Annotated in this window: 11 protein-coding genes; 7 read left to right on the top strand and 4 right to left on the bottom strand. The window is 72.6% G+C overall.

Annotated features, from left to right (window positions below):
* Positions 1-271 precede the first annotated feature (271 nt).
* On the top strand, positions 272-814 hold the full coding sequence (locus ACF053_RS00290) for a GNAT family N-acetyltransferase (protein WP_391952602.1): 543 nt from the start codon (positions 272-274) through the stop codon (positions 812-814).
* A gap of 331 nt (positions 815-1145) precedes the next feature.
* On the opposite strand, the gene ACF053_RS00285 is transcribed toward ACF053_RS00290, so the two are convergent.
* From ACF053_RS00285 to ACF053_RS00275, 3 genes are all read right to left on the bottom strand, one after another.
* A complete protein-coding gene (locus ACF053_RS00285) occupies positions 1146-1865 on the bottom strand; it encodes an ABC transporter permease (RefSeq protein WP_391951691.1) in 720 nt (239 codons plus the stop codon).
* Complete coding sequence (locus tag ACF053_RS00280) at positions 1805-3430, bottom strand: ABC transporter permease (RefSeq protein WP_391951690.1); 1626 nt, start codon at positions 3428-3430, stop codon at positions 1805-1807. Before ACF053_RS00280 ends, ACF053_RS00285 begins: the two co-directional genes overlap by 61 nt.
* A gap of 128 nt (positions 3431-3558) precedes the next feature.
* Positions 3559-4251, bottom strand: coding sequence for an ABC transporter ATP-binding protein (locus ACF053_RS00275; protein ID WP_391951689.1), 693 nt, complete (start codon positions 4249-4251; stop codon positions 3559-3561).
* 229 nt (positions 4252-4480) lie between these two features.
* Between ACF053_RS00275 and ACF053_RS00270 the strand changes: the two genes are divergently transcribed.
* The 4 genes from ACF053_RS00270 (at position 4481) to ACF053_RS00255 (ending at position 11516) form a co-directional block, all read left to right on the top strand.
* Positions 4481-5779, top strand: coding sequence for a sensor histidine kinase (locus tag ACF053_RS00270; RefSeq protein WP_391951688.1), 1299 nt, complete (start codon positions 4481-4483; stop codon positions 5777-5779).
* Positions 5776-6477, top strand: a complete 702-nt coding sequence (locus tag ACF053_RS00265; RefSeq protein ID WP_391951687.1) for a response regulator — start codon at positions 5776-5778, stop codon at positions 6475-6477. Before ACF053_RS00270 ends, ACF053_RS00265 begins: the two co-directional genes overlap by 4 nt.
* Positions 6478-7146: 669 nt before the next feature.
* A complete protein-coding gene (locus tag ACF053_RS00260; RefSeq protein ID WP_391951686.1) occupies positions 7147-7674 on the top strand; it encodes a hypothetical protein in 528 nt (175 codons plus the stop codon).
* A complete protein-coding gene (locus tag ACF053_RS00255; protein ID WP_391951685.1) occupies positions 7671-11516 on the top strand; it encodes an nSTAND1 domain-containing NTPase in 3846 nt (1281 codons plus the stop codon). Before ACF053_RS00260 ends, ACF053_RS00255 begins: the two co-directional genes overlap by 4 nt.
* 27 nt (positions 11517-11543) lie before the next feature.
* On the opposite strand, the gene ACF053_RS00250 is transcribed toward ACF053_RS00255, so the two are convergent.
* Complete coding sequence (locus tag ACF053_RS00250; RefSeq protein ID WP_391951684.1) at positions 11544-13013, bottom strand: hypothetical protein; 1470 nt, start codon at positions 13011-13013, stop codon at positions 11544-11546.
* A 767-nt stretch (positions 13014-13780) separates the two neighbouring features.
* Between ACF053_RS00250 and ACF053_RS00245 the strand changes: the two genes are divergently transcribed.
* The gene (locus tag ACF053_RS00245) at positions 13781-15496 is read left to right on the top strand and encodes a BCCT family transporter (protein WP_391952601.1); all 1716 of its coding nucleotides are present in this window, start codon (positions 13781-13783) and stop codon (positions 15494-15496) included.
* 676 nt (positions 15497-16172) lie between these two features.
* Positions 16173-17150, top strand: coding sequence for an expansin EXLX1 family cellulose-binding protein (locus ACF053_RS00240; RefSeq protein WP_391952600.1), 978 nt, complete (start codon positions 16173-16175; stop codon positions 17148-17150).
* Positions 17151-17644: the final 494 nt, after the last annotated feature.

The raw sequence follows: 17644 nt of genomic DNA, 5'->3' as shown, positions 1-17644 counted from the left end.
ATCGAGACCACCGGCTCGATCGCCCTTCCACCGCAGCCTCGGCTTCGACGTGGAGATCGACGACTACGACGGTCCGGCCGGGCCATGGCCGTCGTCCATCGAGAGCTGCCGCTGGACCTCTCGTGGCCTGACCAACCAGCCGTCACTCGTCGTCACCACCACGGGCAGTGATGCGGGCGGCCCGTGCCCGCGGCGTGGGAGCGGTCGGACCTCCTACGAAGGGGCGCCGGTGAGGATGGCGGAGAGCCCGTGGGTGATCCAGAATGACCACATGGTCACGCTCGGGACTCCCCGTTTGATCCTGCGTCGCTGGCGCGAGGAAGACATTGCGCCCATGGCCGCAGTCCATGCCGACCCCGAGGTCATGCGGTGGATCCGCGACGGCAGCGTCCGTGACGAACAGCAGACCCGCGACGGGGTCCGGGCATGGGAGAGCGAGTGGGAGTCACAGGGCTTCGGCCTGTTCGCCGTGGAGATCCGGTCCACTGGCGAGCTGGCCGGCTTCACCGGCCTCTCGGTGCCCCGCTTCCTGCCGGAGGTACTGCCGGCGGTCGAGGTCGGCTGGCGGCTGGGACGTTCCCACTGGGGGCAGGGCTTGGCCACTGAGGCCGCTGCGGCCGCTGTACGGTTCGGGTTCGAAGAGCGAGGGCTGGAGAGGATCGTCAGCATCGCTCAAGTGGGCAACGACGCCTCCGAGCGGATCATGACCAAACTGGGGATGCACCCGGACCGCGAGACCGTCAATCCCACCTGTGGTCGGCGAGTACGGGTGTACGCGTTGTCGTCGGACCAGTACGCCACCACCACTCGCTGAGGCCGGCGGCTAGGACGGCCGCCTCGTGGCGGACTGCGCGTGTGTCGCACCTGGTGGCCCACGGCGCGATGTCTCTTGACGACCCCGCCGCGCTGCTGCCGGAGGCCGCCGAACGGTGCGCCGTGCCCCCCCCGGATCTCGCGGCGGACCTGCGCCGGGCGGCCGGACCGCCGGCAGCGTGCCGACCACCGGCGCACCGCAACGGCGCCCGGCCTGGGGGAGAGACGCTGCCTCATGGGCTGCCGAACGGCCGGCGCGACGCCGTACCGCCGGCCGTCCCGGCCCCGCGGACCTGGCGGAACCCGCCCCGGCGGCTCGCGTTCCGTCGGGACTACTCGGTGCGCAGCGCCGTGGCCGTACGTGCCCTGGCCGCCCAGCCGGCGGGGACCAGCGCGCCCAGTACCGCGATCACCACCCCGCCCAACCCCAGCAGGAGCAGCTGAACAGGCGCGTACACATCGAGGACCGGCGACGGCAGACCGGTGCCTACGGCACGCCCCATCACCGGCATGACGAAGCCGTGCAGCGCGCACCCCGCCGGCACGCCCATCAGCCCCCCGATCGCGCCGATCGCGCTCACCGGGGCGAGCACGAGGCTCATGGTCTGCCGTGGCGACATGCCGATCGCCTTGCAGACGCCCAGGTCGTGGATGCGCTCCCGGGTGTCCAGGACCACGGAGTTGAGTACGCCGAGGCCGGCCACGGAGACCACCATGAGGGTGAGCAGCACCGCCATCGCGGACATGACGAGGATGACGCCCTCCTGCCCCGAGGGGGCGTTGGTCGTGGCGCCGCCGCCGAGCGGCTCTATGACCGCGGCGACCTTCCGGGCGTACTCGTCGGCGGAGACGCCGGACTTCACCTCGACGAGAAAGGCACTGGGAACGGCCGATGCGAAGTCGGCCATGTCCGCGTGGATCTCCAGCTCGCTGCCCGATGTGTCGAAGGACTCGCCCACGATGCGCAGGTCCGCGGTCTCCTTCTCGTGGGTCACCCGCACCGTGTCACCGATCTTGCTGCTGGACCTTTCCAGGAAGCGCGTGGGCACCACGACCTGCCCCCTACCGGTGATCCAGTGCCCGGAGAGCAACTCGTAGCTGCCGGAGCGCGAATCGCCCTCGTAGAGGCTGGCCCGGACCGAGCCGGAAATCCCGGCCACGGTGACCTCGGTCCGGGTCTTGCCGTAGTACGACCCGGTGCCCACCTGCGACGTGATGGCGGACCGCACCTTCGCCGGGTCGGCCACCCTGGGGCGGACCTGCTTGCCGCGCTTCCGTCCACGGGGGACGGGCCTGCCACGCCGCCGCCCGGAGGAGGCGGCGGAGGGGGAGCGACGCCGTTCGGTTTGGTGGTCGTGACGGTGACCGCGGCACGGATCTCGGGGTCCTGCGAAGTGCCGATCGCGGTGAGGGACGAGGTCAGCCCCAGGGCGAAGGTGGCCGCGACCGTACCGAACACCACCGCGAGCAGCACGGCGAGGGCACGGACGGGATGGGTGAAGGGGGTGGCGAGACCGTAGGTCACCGGTCGCGGCAGCGGCAGCGGCCCCAGCGCCCGGTGCGCCCACCGGCCGCGCCCTGTGCGCGGCGACCGGCCGACCGCGATGGCTTCGACCGTGCGCACTCTTCCTGCCCGCAGTGCGGGAACCAGCGCGGCCAGCCCCACGATGACCAGGGCGCCGGCCGGTACCGTGACGTCCACCCACCAGGCCGTCGAAAGCGAGACGGCACCGTACGCCGCCTCGGTGTCCGCCAGCAGCGGCACCGCCAGGAGGTTTCCCAGGACGACCCCCAGGGCGATGCCGACACCGGCCGGGATCAGCGCCTGAGCCACGTAGGCGCGTACGACCTCGCGCGGAGTGAAGCCGATGGCCTTGAGAATGCCGATCCTGCGCAGGCTGGTGCCGACCGCACCGCTGATCACACTGCTGACGTTGATCACCGACATCACGATGCCGAGCACGCCGAAGGCCATCACGAACGGGACGGTCGCCGCCGCACCCTGATCAGCGGCGCGTTTGGTGTCCAGCCAGGACTGGGTACCCAGCAGCGCCCCGGGCTCCACGGCGGCGGCGAGCCTCTTGCGGTGGGCGAGAACCTGCTCCTTCGTGCTCGCGGAGTCGAAGCGGTAGAGCATCTGGCTCGTGAGCGGGTTGCCCTCCGACGCCAGCGCGTCGACCTGCGCGGGAGTCGCCCAGGCGTCGGTGGTCTCACCGGCCGACACAGCGAAGCCGACGATCGAAAGGATGGGGGCGCTCGCGGTGTCCGCAGCCTTCACGGTGGCGCCGATCCCGAGGGCGGGCCCCTCGAACGACGCGTCGAGCACGATCTCGCCCGGCTTGTGCGCCCACCGGCCGGACTTCAGATCCACGCGGTCCACGTCGCCGTCCGGGCCGGACCGCCCGACCAGCGTCAGCGTCGGCAGGGGGAAGCCCGTCCGATCCACCGGGCGGAAGGTCGTGGACGGGTACGGTCCCGCGCTCGCGGTGACCCCGGCCACCCTTCCGCTCGCTGCCAGCTGCGCCGCACCCACCTTGGCCGGATCGAACTGGGCGGTGATGTGCGCACCCTGCTGCTTCCCGAAGGCGTGGTCGAAGGGCGCGGCCGCGGCGACCATCAGCGACCCGGCGACCACGGCCGACGCCACGGCCATCATGGTGGCCACGGCGATCACCACTGTCTGCACCCGCCGCCGGGCCACCCCGGAGCGTACGACCCGGCCCATCGCGCCGGTACCGAACAGGCTCATCGCACGGCCCGCGCGTGCGAGTCGAGGGCGACCTGACCGTCGACCAGGTGAAGGGTGCGGGTCGCGCAGGACTGGGCCAGCGTCCGGTCGTGCGTCACCAGCACGATGGTCTGCCCGGCGCGGTGCAGATCCGACAGCAGATCGCGGACGTCGTGGCCCGAGGCGGTGTCGAGCGCGCCGGTGGGCTCGTCGGCGAGGAGCAGCGCGGGCCGGTTGACCAAGGCCCGGGCGACCGCGACCCGCTGGCGTTCGCCTCCGGACAGTCGGCCCGGGTAGGCGCGGGCGTGCTTCCGGATGCCCAGCATCTCCATGAGCTCACCCGCGCGGGCCGCGGCCTTGCGCCGACTGGTCCCGGTCAGCTGGGCAGGCAACTGGATGTTGTCGGTGACGGTGAGGTCGTCGAGGAGATTGAAGAACTGGAAGGCGATGCCGATGTGCTCGCGACGGAACGTGGCGAGGGCGTGCTCGCTCAACTGGTCGATCCGTCGCCCGGCCACGATCACGGCGCCGTCGGTGGGCTTGTCCAGGCCGGCGACGAGGTTCAGCAGCGTGGACTTGCCGCTGCCGGAAGGGCCCGTCACGGCAAGGGCCTCACCCTTGGCGACGCTCAGCGTGAGCGGTCCGAGCGCCGGTGTACCGGTGCTGTCGTAGCGCTTCGCCACACCCTTCAGTTCGATCACTTGATCCATGTGAGCTGTCCGTCCTTGCGGTCGCGAGGGGCACACGCCGGTGCCGGTCCTGCGGTCCTGCGAACCTAGAGGTGCCGCTGTACGGGGCGCGTCGGCCGCGGAACCGACGTCAGGCCCTTCCCGCGGAGGAACCGGAAGAGGAGTCATACCTGCGAAGTAGGTCTCCCGGGCGATGTTCCGGCCGGACAGGGGGACGCGGGCAGGGCCGAGAGCGCAGCACAATGCACGGATGGAGACGGAAGACCGGCGTAGCCGACATCAGCGACTCATCGACGCGCTCCGCCCGGAGGCGAAGTCCGCTCCGCTGTCCCGGCGAGCGGTGCGCGCCGATGTGGTGCTGGCCGTCCTGCTGACCGCCACCGCCCTGTTCGTGGCTGCGCGTCATCCCGGCGGCGGGCTGGTGGACGTCAACCCTCCGACGCTGGACGTCGGGACGGGGGTCCCGGCCCCGCCCTCGCCGCCCGATCCTGGTCTGGTGCCCGTGGAGGAAGAACCTCCCCCCGTACCGTGGGCCCTGGTCGTCCTGTCGACGCTGCCGCTGGCAGCCCGGCGCCGGTATCCGCTGACCGTGTTCGTGGTGGTGCTGGGCGCAGCACTGGCCATCGGTGGCTCCGCTTCCTGGATCACCGTCCTGGCCTGTGTCATCGGCGCCTACAGTGCCGTCGTGTACAGCCGTCACCGGACAGCGGCGATCGCCGTCCTGGTGATCGCCGCCGCGCTGTCCGGTTTCGCCTTCCGTAACGCGGACCCCGTGCTCCCCGGGTGGTCCAGCCCGGGATTCGTGCTCCTGGTGGCAGGGATGCTGGCCAGCCTCGTCCGCTTCCTGCACCTGCGGCTGGCCTCCGGCCGGGACCGGATGGCAGCACTGCAGGCCGCTCAGGAGGAGGCCACCCGCCGCGCCGTCGAGGAGGAGCGTGCCCGCATTGCCGCCGAACTGCACGACGTCGTGACCCACAATGTGAGCGTGATGGTGATCCAGGCGGGCGCGGCCCGCACAGTGATGGACAGGGCGCCCGAGCAGTCGAAGGAGGCGCTGCTGGCCGTCGAGGCGGGCGGTCGGGCCGCCATGGCCGAACTCCGGCACGCGATGGGCCTGTTGGCCGCCCCGGACCACGAGAGGCCCGACGGCCTGGAGCCCCAGCCCGGACTCGCACGGCTGGACGCGCTCGTCACACGCGTACGCGCCGCCGGTACGCCCGTGAGCGTCCGGGTGTCGCTGCCGCCGGATCCGCTGCCACCGGGGGTGGACCTCGCGGCGTATCGCGTCGTGCAGGAGGCGCTGACCAACACGATCAAACACGCGCGCGGCGCCCGGGTGTCCGTGGCCATCGGTTGCACCGACGACTGTCTGGAGATCGAGATCACGGACACCGGTGGTGCCACCGATTCCCCTCCGGTGCGGAGCAACGGCCGTGGTCACATGGGGTTGCGTGAGCGGTTGGCCGTGTACAAGGGCGAGCTGACGGCCGGGCCGACGCCGACCGGCGGCTACCGGGTGACGGCCCGCATCCCACGGAGCGCGGCATGACCACGGACCGGCCACCTCTGCGCGCCGTCATCGCCGACGATCAAGCCCTCGTACGCACCGGTTTCAGGATGATCCTGGCCGCGGACGGCATCGAGGTGACCGCCGAGGCCGCCGACGGGGCCGAGGCCGTCGCAGCAGTTCGCCGTACGCGGCCCGACGTCGTCCTCATGGACATCCGGATGCCGGAGATGGACGGCATCGAGGCCACCAGGCGCATCACCGGCGACGCCGGCATGGACGGGACGCGGGTCATCATCCTGACCACATACGACCTCGACCAGTACGTCTACGCGGCGCTCACAGCCGGCGCCAGCGGCTTCCTGCTCAAGGACGTCACCCCCGAACACCTGGTCTCCGCCCTGCGCCTGGTACGGACCGGCGACGCTCTCCTCGCACCCGCGATCACCCGCCGGCTGATCGAGCGCTTCGCCCACCACGACGAACCGCAGACCATCGCCCCGCACCGCGACCTGTCCGACCTGACCCCGCGCGAGCTCGAGGTGCTCCGCCTCCTCGCGACGGGCCTCAGCAACGCCGAACTCGCCTCCCGGCTGTTCCTCAGCCCGACCACGGTCAAGAGCCACGTCGGCCGCATCCTGTCGAAGCTGGACCTCCGCGACCGCGTCCAGGCCGTCGTCTTCGCCTACGAGACGGGGCTGATCGCCCCGGGCGGAGGCGCCCGGTGCTCTGACGGGTGAGGCTCGCCGGGGCGCCGGCTTCCTCGCGGGACCCTCGCCCTGCGATCGTCGGCCGCCTACCGGGATGCGCCCGCGTCACCCGCGAAGCCGGCCGCCGGTCGCTGCTTGGCCACGCGTGCACCGTCGAGCCGGGCACACGGCGCGCGGCCCGCACCCGCCCGGCGGGCTGGGGGACCCGTCGTGGGTCGTCCGGCGTCCCGGAGCTCGCGCGCCCGGAGCCCACTGGTCCGAAACCCCCATCGCGTGCCGCCCGGTCGGCGTTCCGGCCCCTGCCGTCCTGCCCCTCGCCACCTGGCCCGCACGCGGTGGCCGTCACCTCGCCGGCAGACGGTCGACCGCCTCGACGGTTCCGCCCGCTGGACGTCCGCCGGGTCGGGGGCGTGGGTGTGCCCGGTGCGGGACGAGCCGCACGGGTGGCGGACCGCCACCAGCCGACGCCGACCCGCCGGCCCTCCCGTCGCGCGACCACACGGGTGACGTGCGGGGGAGAGGGGTGACACCGGAGGAACGGGGCCGCCGGGGAACCGGGGCAGGGGAGGACCGCGTGTTCCGTGGGACGGGTCCGATCCGCTGCCGGAGGGCCGTACGGCGTGTCAGGCTGTCGTACCGACACGGGCGTCTCCGTCCTGAGGCGTCCGGGCAGTCGCAGTCGAGGAGGGGGAGTCTCTCGTGGATGAGCACCTGGCGGCCCTGGCCGCCTCCGCGGCCACGGCGATGGTGAGCGCGGTCGCCACGGACGCCTGGGAGCGGACACGCGCCGGGATCGTCCACCTGTGGAGCCGCTACCGGCCGGCGGCGTCGGACGAGCAGGTGGCGGCGGAACTCGACCGGACGCGGGCGCAACTGCTGTCGGAGGAACGGCCGACCGCGCCCGACCCCGAGCTGGTGACCGCCTGGGAGGCGCGGTTCCGTTACCTGCTCATGGTCGAACCGGCGGCCGCGCACGCCCTGGAGAGGCTCGTGGCCGAGTCCGCCGAGTCCGCCGAGTCCGCCGAGTCCGCCGAGTCCGCCCGAGCCGCCGCCGCCGAGGCGTCCGGGCCTGCGGTCCCGGAAGAGGACGGTGGGGACGAGGGCGACGACGCCGACGCCCGGCCGGCCGGCGACGGCGGGCCCACCCACGTGGAGATGCGGGGCGAGGCCAGGGACCAGGGCCAGGTCTACCAATCCGGCCACACCCTGAACGTACGCTTCCGATGACGGCTCCGGACCCGCACGGTCCGCGCCGCGCGCAGCGTCCGGAGCGTGACGTCACGCTGCAGGCCTGGGCCTCCGGCCATGGCGCCGTCTACCAGGCGTTCGGGGACGTGGTCGTCGTCCACCACGACCATTTCCACGCGGCTGCCGAGGAGTACGGCCGCACCACGGGCCCCTCGTCGATCGACGAGTGCCCCTACCCCGGCCTCCGTCCGTTCGAGATGACGGACTCGGCGTGGTTCTTCGGCCGCGAGAAGCTGGTCGGCCGGCTCGTGGACCGCCTGGAGAAGTGCCTCTCCGACCGCCTGCCGCTGGCGGTCGTCGCCCCCTCGGGGGCGGGCAAGTCGTCGTTGCTGCGGGCCGGCCTGCTCCCCGCCGTGGCCCACGGGCGGTTACCCGGTTCGCAGCGCTGGCCCCAACTCCTGTTCACCCCGTCCGATGCCCCGCTGGCCGCCCTCGTGTCGGCACTCGCCAGGCTCACGGACGAGGAGGAGACGGATGTCCACGAGGCGCTGTCGCAGGGTGGCGAAGCCCTGGCCGCACTGATCCGCACCCGCCTCAACCTCGACCGCCGCTCCCGGCTGCTCCTCGTCGTCGACCAGCTGGAGGAACTGTTCACCCTCTGCCCGGACCCCGCCGCCCGCCGCCGCTTCGTCGACGCGCTGCACGGCCTCGCCGGCGGTGACGAGCCGGCCGCCCTGGTCGTCTACGCGCTGCGTTCGGACGCCTACGGTGACTGCGCCGCCCACCCCTTCCTCGCCGACGGACTGGTGCACCGCCAGGTCATCGTCGGCCCGATGACGGAGGACGAGGTGCGCAGGACCATGACCCGGCCGGCCGAGCGGAGCCGCCTGAAGCTCGCCCCCGGCCTGGTCGACGTCATCCTGCGCGACCTGCGCGCCACCACGCGCGTCGACGACCAGTCGTACGAGACGAGTCGGCTGCCGCTGCTCGCGCACGCCCTGCGGGCCACCTGGCAGCAGCGCCGCGACGACACCCTCACGGTGGACAGCTACCAGGACACCGGCGGCATCGCCGAAGCGGTGCAGGCGACCGCCGAGGACGAATTCACCAGGTTGGACGACGCCGATCACCAGGCGGTGCGGCAGATGTTCCTCGCCCTGGTCCGCACCGGTGAGAACGGCGAGGTGAGCCGGCGCCGCCGTTCCCGCGCCGACCTGCTCCTGGCGATGTCCCGGCCGGAGCGCCTCCCCGAGCTCGTCCGGCGGTTCACCGCCGCCCGCCTGCTCACCCAGGGGGTGGAGCGCGGTGAGGCCACCGTGGAGATCACCCACGAGGCGCTGCTGCGGGCCTGGCCTCGGCTGCGCGGCTGGATCGCCGAGGCCGGCAGCGGTGCGCTGACCCGCCAGGCGGCGGAGGAGACGGCCGTGGCCTGGGAACGCGGCGGGCGCCAGGACGCGGGACTGCTCTACGCCGGCGGCCGGCTGGAGGCCGCCACCGCCTGGGCGCAGGACACCGGCCCCGAAGAGGTCGGTCCGCTGCTCGCCGCCTTCCTCGCCGCATCCCGGCGCCAGGAGCGCAGGACACGACTCGTCCGGAAGGGCGCGGTGGTGACCGTCGTCGTCCTGGCCGTCGTCGCCTCGGCACTGGCGGTCTTCTCCTCGCAGCAGCGCGAACTCGCCGTCCGACAGCGCAACGACGCCATCTTCAGCCGGGTCGCCGCCGAAGCGGACCGCCGGCGCGACGCCGATCCGGCGCTGGCCGCCCAACTCGACCTCGTCGCCCACGACATGCGCCCCACGCCCGAAGGGCGCACCCGGCTCATCCGGGCGTCGGGGACCGTCCTGCCGACGGCACTGCCCGGCGCGCACGGCGTCGTGCACTCCACGGCGTTCCGCGAGGACGGCACCCTGCTCACCGGCACGGACCGGGTCCGGCTGTGGGACGTCGGGCCGGACGCCGCCGCCAAGGTGCTGGGCACCTCCCCCTCCCCGGGCCCGGGGATCCGGGTCGCCGCGGCGTACGACGCGCGGGGCGCCCTCGCGGCCGTCGGCTCCGGGGACGGGACGTTCCGGCTCGTGGACGTCTCCGACCCCCGGCGGCCCGTGCCTCTGTCCGCCTGGACGCAGGCCGGTGCGGGTGCCGTCCCCGTCCTGTCGTTCAGCCCGGACGGGCGCACACTGGCCCTGGGGACGAAGGACCAGCGCGACGGGGTCACACGGGGGACCGTGCAGCTGTGGGACGTCGGCGACCCCCGCCGGCCCCGGCGGGTGAGCACCGTGCTGTCGCTCCGCGGGCAGCACGTCGGTTCCGTCGCCTTCAGCCCCGTCGGCGCCACCCTGGCGGTCGGCGGCGGCACCGCTCCCCGAAGTTCCCTGCTGCGCCTGTGGGACGTGAGCGACCCGGCCCGTCCGGCCGCACTGGGCGGGAGCCTGGGCGGCCACACCACCATCGTCAATCGGGTGGCCTTCAACTCCACGGGGAACCTGATGGCCAGCGCGGCCAGTGACCGCAAGGTGTACCTCTGGGACACGTCGGACCCCGGCGAACCGAAGCAGGTCCAGCACCTGATCCTCGGGAGCGAGGCGACCGCCCTCGCCTTCGGCCCGGACTGGCGCCTCCTCGCCACCGGGGAGAACTCCGGAGACGTCAACCTGTGGAACGTGGCGGCCCCCGCCTTCGCCCGCCCCGTGGCCCCCACGCTCCGCGGCCACACCAGTACCCTCACCCAACTCGCCTTCGACGCCGACGGCCGGACCCTGGTCAGCGGCAGCGGGGACGGCCGGATCCAGGTGTGGCGGATACCGGGGACCCTGGTCGTCACGGACCACGGCGCCTGGGTGGCCGCCGTCGCGCTGAGCGGTGACGGGAGGCTCCTGGCGGCGGCGTCCGGCGCCTGGGTGTCGCTCTGGGACGTCTCCGACCGCCGCCGCCCCGCCCGCGTCGGAACCCTGCCGCAGTTCCCCGGGACGGTGTCCGCGCTGTCCTTCCGCCCCGGGCCCTCGGACCGGCCGCTCCTGGCCACCGGTGAGGTCGCCGGACGCGTACGGCTGTGGGACGTGGCGGCGCCGGCCCACCCCCGGAGGGTCAGCGAGGCACCCGGTGCGCTGCCCCACCAGGTCGGCGGCCTCGTCTTCGACGCTCAGGGGCACACCCTGATCGCCACGGCAATGGGGTACGAGAGGGGGTTCGACGGCGGTGTGCGCGCTTGGGCCGTCACCGACCCGTCCCGCCCCACCGCTCTCCACAACGCCCACCTCGCCGCCCGCACGCCCCCACTGAGGGGTGTCGCGGCGGCCCCGGCAGGCGGCCACGTCTACACGGGCGACACCGTCAGCGGCAGGTTGCGCGTGTGGAGGACCGGACCTGGGACCGCTCCCGTACCGGTACGCGGGACGGCCGGCGGACAGATGGTCATGGCGCTCGCCGCCGACCCGCGCGGCCGCCTGCTCGTGACCGGCAGCGGCGAGAGCCTGGTCCGGTTCTGGGACGTCTCCGACCCCCTGTCGCCCGTGGCCGCCGGTGCCCCGTCGCGTGCCGGCGGGCCGGTGTTCAGCGTCGGGTTCTCGACGGACGGCCGGCTCGCCGCCGCGGGGAACTCCATCGGGGAGATCCGCCTGTGGGACACGACCGATCCCGCCCGGACCGCCGGCTACGGCCTGCCGGTGAGCGGACACCGGGGCACCGTCCGGTCCCTGGTGTTCACCCCGCACGACGGCACGCTGATCTCCGGAGGGGAGGACGGAACGCTGCGTCTGTGGCAGACCGACCCCGATGCCGCCCGGGCCGTGGTCTGCGCGGCCACCCGGTTCGCGATGACCCCCGAGCGCTGGAAGGAGCACGTCTCCACGGCGCTGCCGTACGCGCCGCCCTGCCGACGCTGACCCGGCACGACCGCACGGCCCGCGGGGTCAGCCACGCTTCGCCCGCGGCGCGAGGAGGGCCCTGAAGGGGGTGACCGCGGACGTATAGGTGTAGAAGATGCCGTACCTTTCGATCTCCCTCGCGCTCTCCCTGTCGGCTGCCGCGGCGGCGGCCTCGTTTTCGGGCGTGAAATCCGGGGAGGACGACAGGAACGTGTGCGTGTACGACCACTCGGGATCCAGCGTCCAGCTCGCGGTGACGTAGACGGGGCGGCGCGTCACATTGAGGACGTTGTTGTTGTGGCGCAACCTACCGCGGTGGATCAGGGTGTCCCCACACACCTCGGGAAGGCAGTGCAGCGTTTCCTCCTCCTCCTTCCACGAATGGTGGGGGACGTAGAACTCCTCGCCGATCCGCCCGCGGTCCATCCTCATGATCTCCATGCCGAAGGCGACCTCCAGCCAGTCGTACTCGGCGTCCTCGGGCAGGTGGAGCACCCTCTCCTTGGTGTGTTCGTCGCCCGGCTCGAACCAGGAGCCCGGACCGGCGAACCGTCCGGCCCCGAGAGTGCGCGCATCGGACACCCCGGTGTGGAGGCTCACGTCCTCATCGAATTCCAGGGCCTCCCTCCGCTCTTTCAGGCCCCCCTTCCTCTTCGCGGTGAACTCCACCGCGTACCCGTAGACCGAGTACTCGTCGTTGATGACGCGTGCTGCCACCTTTCCGATGTTCTTCGCGTGGAGCCGCACCGGCAGGTGGACGATCGGGCGTACCGGGTCGTGCACCGGCTTCCCGAAGCGGGCTGTGAGCCTGAGGAGGACGGGGGTGGCGCTGGGCTGGTAGACGGCGGAGTACGCCAGATTGACCGTGGCGAGGAGCGCCGTGGCCGCGACTCCGGCCGCGAACCGCTGGGGGTGGGGGACACCCTTCCAGGCGCCCTCCCGCACGAGGGCCTGGAGCGCCCAGACGGCCCAGAACCACAGGGGCAGGTACATCAGCAGGTAGGGGGTGTACTCCCTTTCCTGGAACCACATGAAGAGCAGCAGCGAGTGGGTCGCCAGGGCGATGAGGACCCCGAGGAGGACGACTGCTCCCGTGTACCTGAAGCGGCGCTTGCCCCGGAAATCGAGGGCCGCCAGCGCCGCCACCCCCTCCACGGCTCCGAAGAGGACGAACGCGAAGCCCGCCATCCGCTGGGCGAAGGTCAGCGCGCCGAAGGCGTCGGGGATGCCGATGACCGCGAGCAGGACCATGGAGCCGAGCAGGCCGATGACCAGGAAGCCGCCACCGGTCCGTCTCCGCCACGTACGGTCCGGCCAGACATCGCTGCCCCCGCCGCGCCACTGGACGAACCTCCGGTCCCGCACGTCCAGGTCCTTCGGGTGACCGACGCTGCGGAGGACCTTGCGCAGCCCCCGCAGCGACCAGGCGCTCCCGACGGTCGTGCCGGCGACGCTGATCGCGCGCAGCCCCCTGCTGTCCGGTGGCTGCACCACCACCTTGGGCCCCTTCTCCATGGAGTCAGGCTCGGACCCCGACCGGGAGGGTGCCATCCGGACGGTGCCATCCGGATGGCACCCTCCCGGTCGCGGTCCGGTCAGCGCGAGGCGCGGAAAGGCAGCCGGCTCGCCCCCATGGCCTTCGGGAGACGCCCTGGGTACAGAGGCACCCGGGGTGCGGGGCTCACGGCCTGAGTCGGCCTGCATGATGCGGGCGTCCTGCCGCGCACCCGTCCGTCGCCCTCCGGGGCCGGAGCCGTGGACCGGCCCCTGGCCCGGGCTCCGCCGGGCGGGCGCCGTGGCCGTGGCTCGTGTCGCCGTCGGGTCGACGGCCCGATGCCCGGGCCTTACCGGACACGGCTGTCCCGTTTCCGTCGTGCCCACCGATTCCCAGCGGCCCCGGCCGCTCGTCCGTGCGCTGTGCTCGGCGGGCATCGGCCTGGGGAACCCTCTGCCCGCGCGCCGCACCGCGCCGCCGCCGCCCCGCCGGCCGCCGGTCTCCACCTGCCGTCCGTGACGCGGGAGCATGACCGCTCCGGCCGCCCGCCCGAGTGCCTAGGCCGCGATCACCGACGGCGCCTTCGTACCGCTGCGGGAGTCCGACCGAGCGCGCGCCCCTGCCGCTCGACACCGGCGCTGCGTCGCGCCTCACGGATGGTCCGTCGGCGCCTGTTGCTCCCGGTTCAGGCGTCAACCTCGTGGTAGGGGGTATCAACAGCCAAATCCGGCCATGATCGTGAAAGGTGCCGCCCATGTCTCAGGAGCAACGCAAACCGGGGCAAAGGATGCGCCTGCCCGTGAAGGCGGCCCTACCCGGCCGCCACCCCCACGAGGACAAGGCACCCGTCACCGACCCGGTCGTCTTCGGTGTGACGGCGGTGCTCACCCTGGGCTTCGTGATCTGGGGCGCCACGGCGACCGACACGCTGGAGAGCGTCTCCGACACGATGCTCGACGGCCTCATGCACCACGGCGGCTGGGCGTTCGTCCTGGCCGCCTCGGGCTTCGTCGTCTTCGCCCTGTGGCTCGCGATCAGCCGGTACGGACGGATCCAGCTGGGGCAGGAGCACGAGAAGCCCGAGTTCAGCACCGTCTCCTGGGTCGCCATGATGTTCAGCGCCGGCATGGGAATCGGCCTGATGTTCTACGGCGTCAGCGAGCCGCTCGCCCACTACACCACCCCGCCGCCGGGCACCGACCCCGCCGACCCGGCGGACGCCATGCAGACGGCCCTGGCCACCACGCTCTTCCACTGGACCCTGCACCCGTGGGCCATCTACGCCGTGGTCGGCCTCGCCATCGCGTACAGCACCTTCCGGCGACGGCGGCGGCAGACCATCAGCGCCGTCTTCGTACCCCTCATCGGCCGGAAACGCGCCGACGGCGTCCCCGGCCGGGTGATCGACATCCTCGCCATCTTCGCCACGCTCTTCGGGTCCGCCACCTCCCTGGGGCTGGGCGCGCTCCAGATCGGCAGCGGCATGCACGAGGTGGGCTGGCTCGACAAGGCCGGGACCGGACTGCTCGTGACCATCATCGGCGTCCTGACCGTCTGCTTCGTCTTCTCCGCGGTCTCCGGCGTGGAGAAGGGCATCCAGTGGCTCTCCAACACCAACATGGTCCTCGCCGTGGTCCTCGCCGTCTTCGTCTTCGTCGTCGGCCCCACCATCCTGGTCCTGGACCTGATCCCCACCTCGCTCGCCGCGTACTTCGGCGAGCTGCCCACGTTGGTCGGTCGCACGGAGGCGTCCACCGGAGGCGGTGACGTCGCCGACTGGCTGAGCAGCTGGACCGTCTTCTACTGGGCCTGGTGGATCTCCTGGACGCCGTTCGTGGGCATGTTCATCGCCCGCATCAGCCGGGGGCGGACCATCCGCCAGTTCATCGGCGGCGTCATCCTGGTGCCCAGCACCGTCAGCCTGATCTGGTTCGCCGTCTTCGGCGGGACGGCCATGCGTCTGAAGGAGCGGGGAGACCTCGGGGGCGCGTCCACACCCGAGGCCCAGCTCTTCGGTGTCCTCCAGGAGTTCCCGATCGCCGGAGTGATGAGCCTGCTCGTGATGATCCTGGTCGGCATCTTCTTCATCTCGGGCGCCGACGCCGCGTCCATCGTCATGGGCACCCTCTCCCAGAAGGGCACCTTCGAACCGGCCCGGCTCGTCGTCGTCTTCTGGGGCGTGGTGACCGGTGGCGTCGCGGCCGTGATGCTCCTCGTCGGCGAGGGCAAGGGAGACGCCCTCGCGGGCCTGCAACACCTGACGATCCTGGTCGCCGCCCCGTTCGTCCTGGTGATGATCGGCATGTGCTGGGCCCTGATGAAGGACCTCCGCAAGGACCCGCTGATCGTCCGGGGCGAGCTGGCCGAGGAGGCCGTCGAGGACGCGGTGATCGCGGGGCACGAGAAGTACGCCGGTGACTTCGAGATCCGTATCGGCCCCGCGCGGGACGAGGCACCCCGGCCCACCGGGGAGCGCGCCCCCAAGAAGGACGAACCCGGCTGACGGTCACGCCCCGACCGGGGCCACGGGAAAGGGGGCCTCGCCAGGCACCGTTCCCGGGCCCCGCTCCCGCGTCCCCGGCACCACACGACCGGGTGTCAGCCCACGGCCCGGCGCCGGAGAGGTCCGGTGGCGGCCGTGCGCGGGCCGCACCGCGGCCCCCGCCAGTGGCGGATGCCGCTCCGGGGGAGGGGAAGGGGCCGTCAGTTCGCGATCCTCACGTCCGTGGACCGGGAGCGGTCGCCCTGGAAGGCGGAGGCTTCGAGAGAGGCGTCGTCCAGGCCGCTGCCGGATCCGCCGCCGTGGAGGACGGCCCGCACGCGCGTCCGCGGTCTTTCGGCCCCGGACACGCTGACCAGGCCGGTCAGGGGGTGAGGCCGTGCGTGCAGTGCTGGAAGCGGGTGACGTTCGAGGAACGCCGGCCCCTGCGGACCTCGACGACCGCCTCGCCCCGCAGGACCGGCCGCGGCCGGCCCAAGGCACCCCTCCCCTCGCGTCGAACCCGACTGCCGCGTTCTGCCTGCCGAGGGTGTACACGTCAAGAAGGACGTGTCCAGTGTCTCCGCCCGGCTGCTCATGTGGTGCCAACCGACCCGACCGATCGACCGGCGGAAACCTTTGCGTCGCCCGCGGCCACTGAGTGGTGAAGCACCGCCACGCTCTACGGAACGGGATGAACATGCATGAGACACGCCGGGCCGCGCGGCAGCGCAGGCGCAGACGCGGGCTGGTGGTGGGAACCACCACGGGGCTGGCCGTCACAGGCCTTCTCGTCTGCTTGGTCATGACGATGCAAGCGGATCCCAGGGAGGATGCCGGACGGGCCCCGGCCACGGCCGTCGCCGACGCCCAGACGGGTCTCCCGCCCGCATCACCGGACGACAAGCCCGACACAGCGTCCCCGCCGGCCCCCTCCACGTCTCCGTCGGCCGGCGCGGGGACCCCGGCGCCGTCGGGCACGACGTCCCGGACGGCTTCCCCGACCACGTCGGCGGCACCGTCACCGACCTCCCCGAAAAGGCCCGCGGCCACGTCGCCCCTGACCGGGCGGATCCGACCGGAGGTCACCCACCAGGGAGTCGCCACTGTCTATCAGGCAGGGGACGGGGACGGCGCCTGTTCCTACGGCCCGAGCGGCGACATGATGATCGCGGCGATGAACACCACCGACTACGAGACGTCCAAAGCCTGCGGGGCGCACGTGCTCGTCCGCGCGGAGAACGGCGCCTCCGTCACGGTCCGGATCACCAACGAGTGCCCCCTGCCCTGTGCTCCAGGACAACTGGACCTCAGTGAGCAGGCCTTCGCAGAACTGGCCCCCGTCTCGACAGGCCGGATCCCGATCACCTGGAGCCTGGTGAGCCCCGATACGCCGGGCACGATATCGATCCGCTACAAGACCGGGTCCAGCCCCTACTGGTGCGGCATCCAGGCGATCGGCCACCGCAACCCGCTCGCGCGACTGGAAGTCCGCACCAGCGGCGGCTGGCGCCGACTCGCCCGCACCGACTACAACTACTTCCTGTCCCCCGACGGCAGTGGGTGTGGCGGTGCCATCAGGCTCACCGACATCCACGGAGAACGACTGACCGTCGACGGCATCGCCCTGCGGCCGGAGGTCGTGCAGTCGACACGGGTCCAGTTCACTCGGCATTGATCCGTCCGCCCACCGTGCCGCACCTCCACGGAGGACATCCCAGGGGGGTGGCGGCGGCCGGCAGGGGGTGAAGGAGGAGGTGGCGTGGGGCCCGATCGCCGACGGAAACCTCGCCACCCTCCGGAGCGACCGCGTCTGACGTCCTGCTCCAGGTGCGTCACCCGGCACCATGCCGGCGCCCGCGAAACCCTCCCCGGCCGGCGTCCTCACCCGGACACCCGGCCCCGAACCGACCACGGAGACGAGGCCAGGGGCGTCTTGTCGATGGTCGGCGTCCGCCACGGCACGAGGCCTGCGGCGCCGGACGTCTGCCCTCTTCCGCCGCCCCGCTCCCGCGCGGGGGCGGTCATCCTGTGTCCCGGACCGCTTGCGACCCCGGCGACGCCCCGTGCCCCGCTGGCGGAACGGTCCTGACGCTTCGTCGGACGGAATATCGGTGCCCCGTGACCGGAACCGACGTGACGCGTTGGCACTCATGTTCCATGGGGATCCGG

Source organism: Streptomyces kanasensis, from assembly GCF_043077165.1.
Taxonomy (GTDB): domain Bacteria; phylum Actinomycetota; class Actinomycetes; order Streptomycetales; family Streptomycetaceae; genus Streptomyces; species Streptomyces changanensis.
The sequence above is the reverse complement of the archived record's forward strand: the minus strand, read 5'-3'. Positions and strand labels throughout refer to the sequence as shown.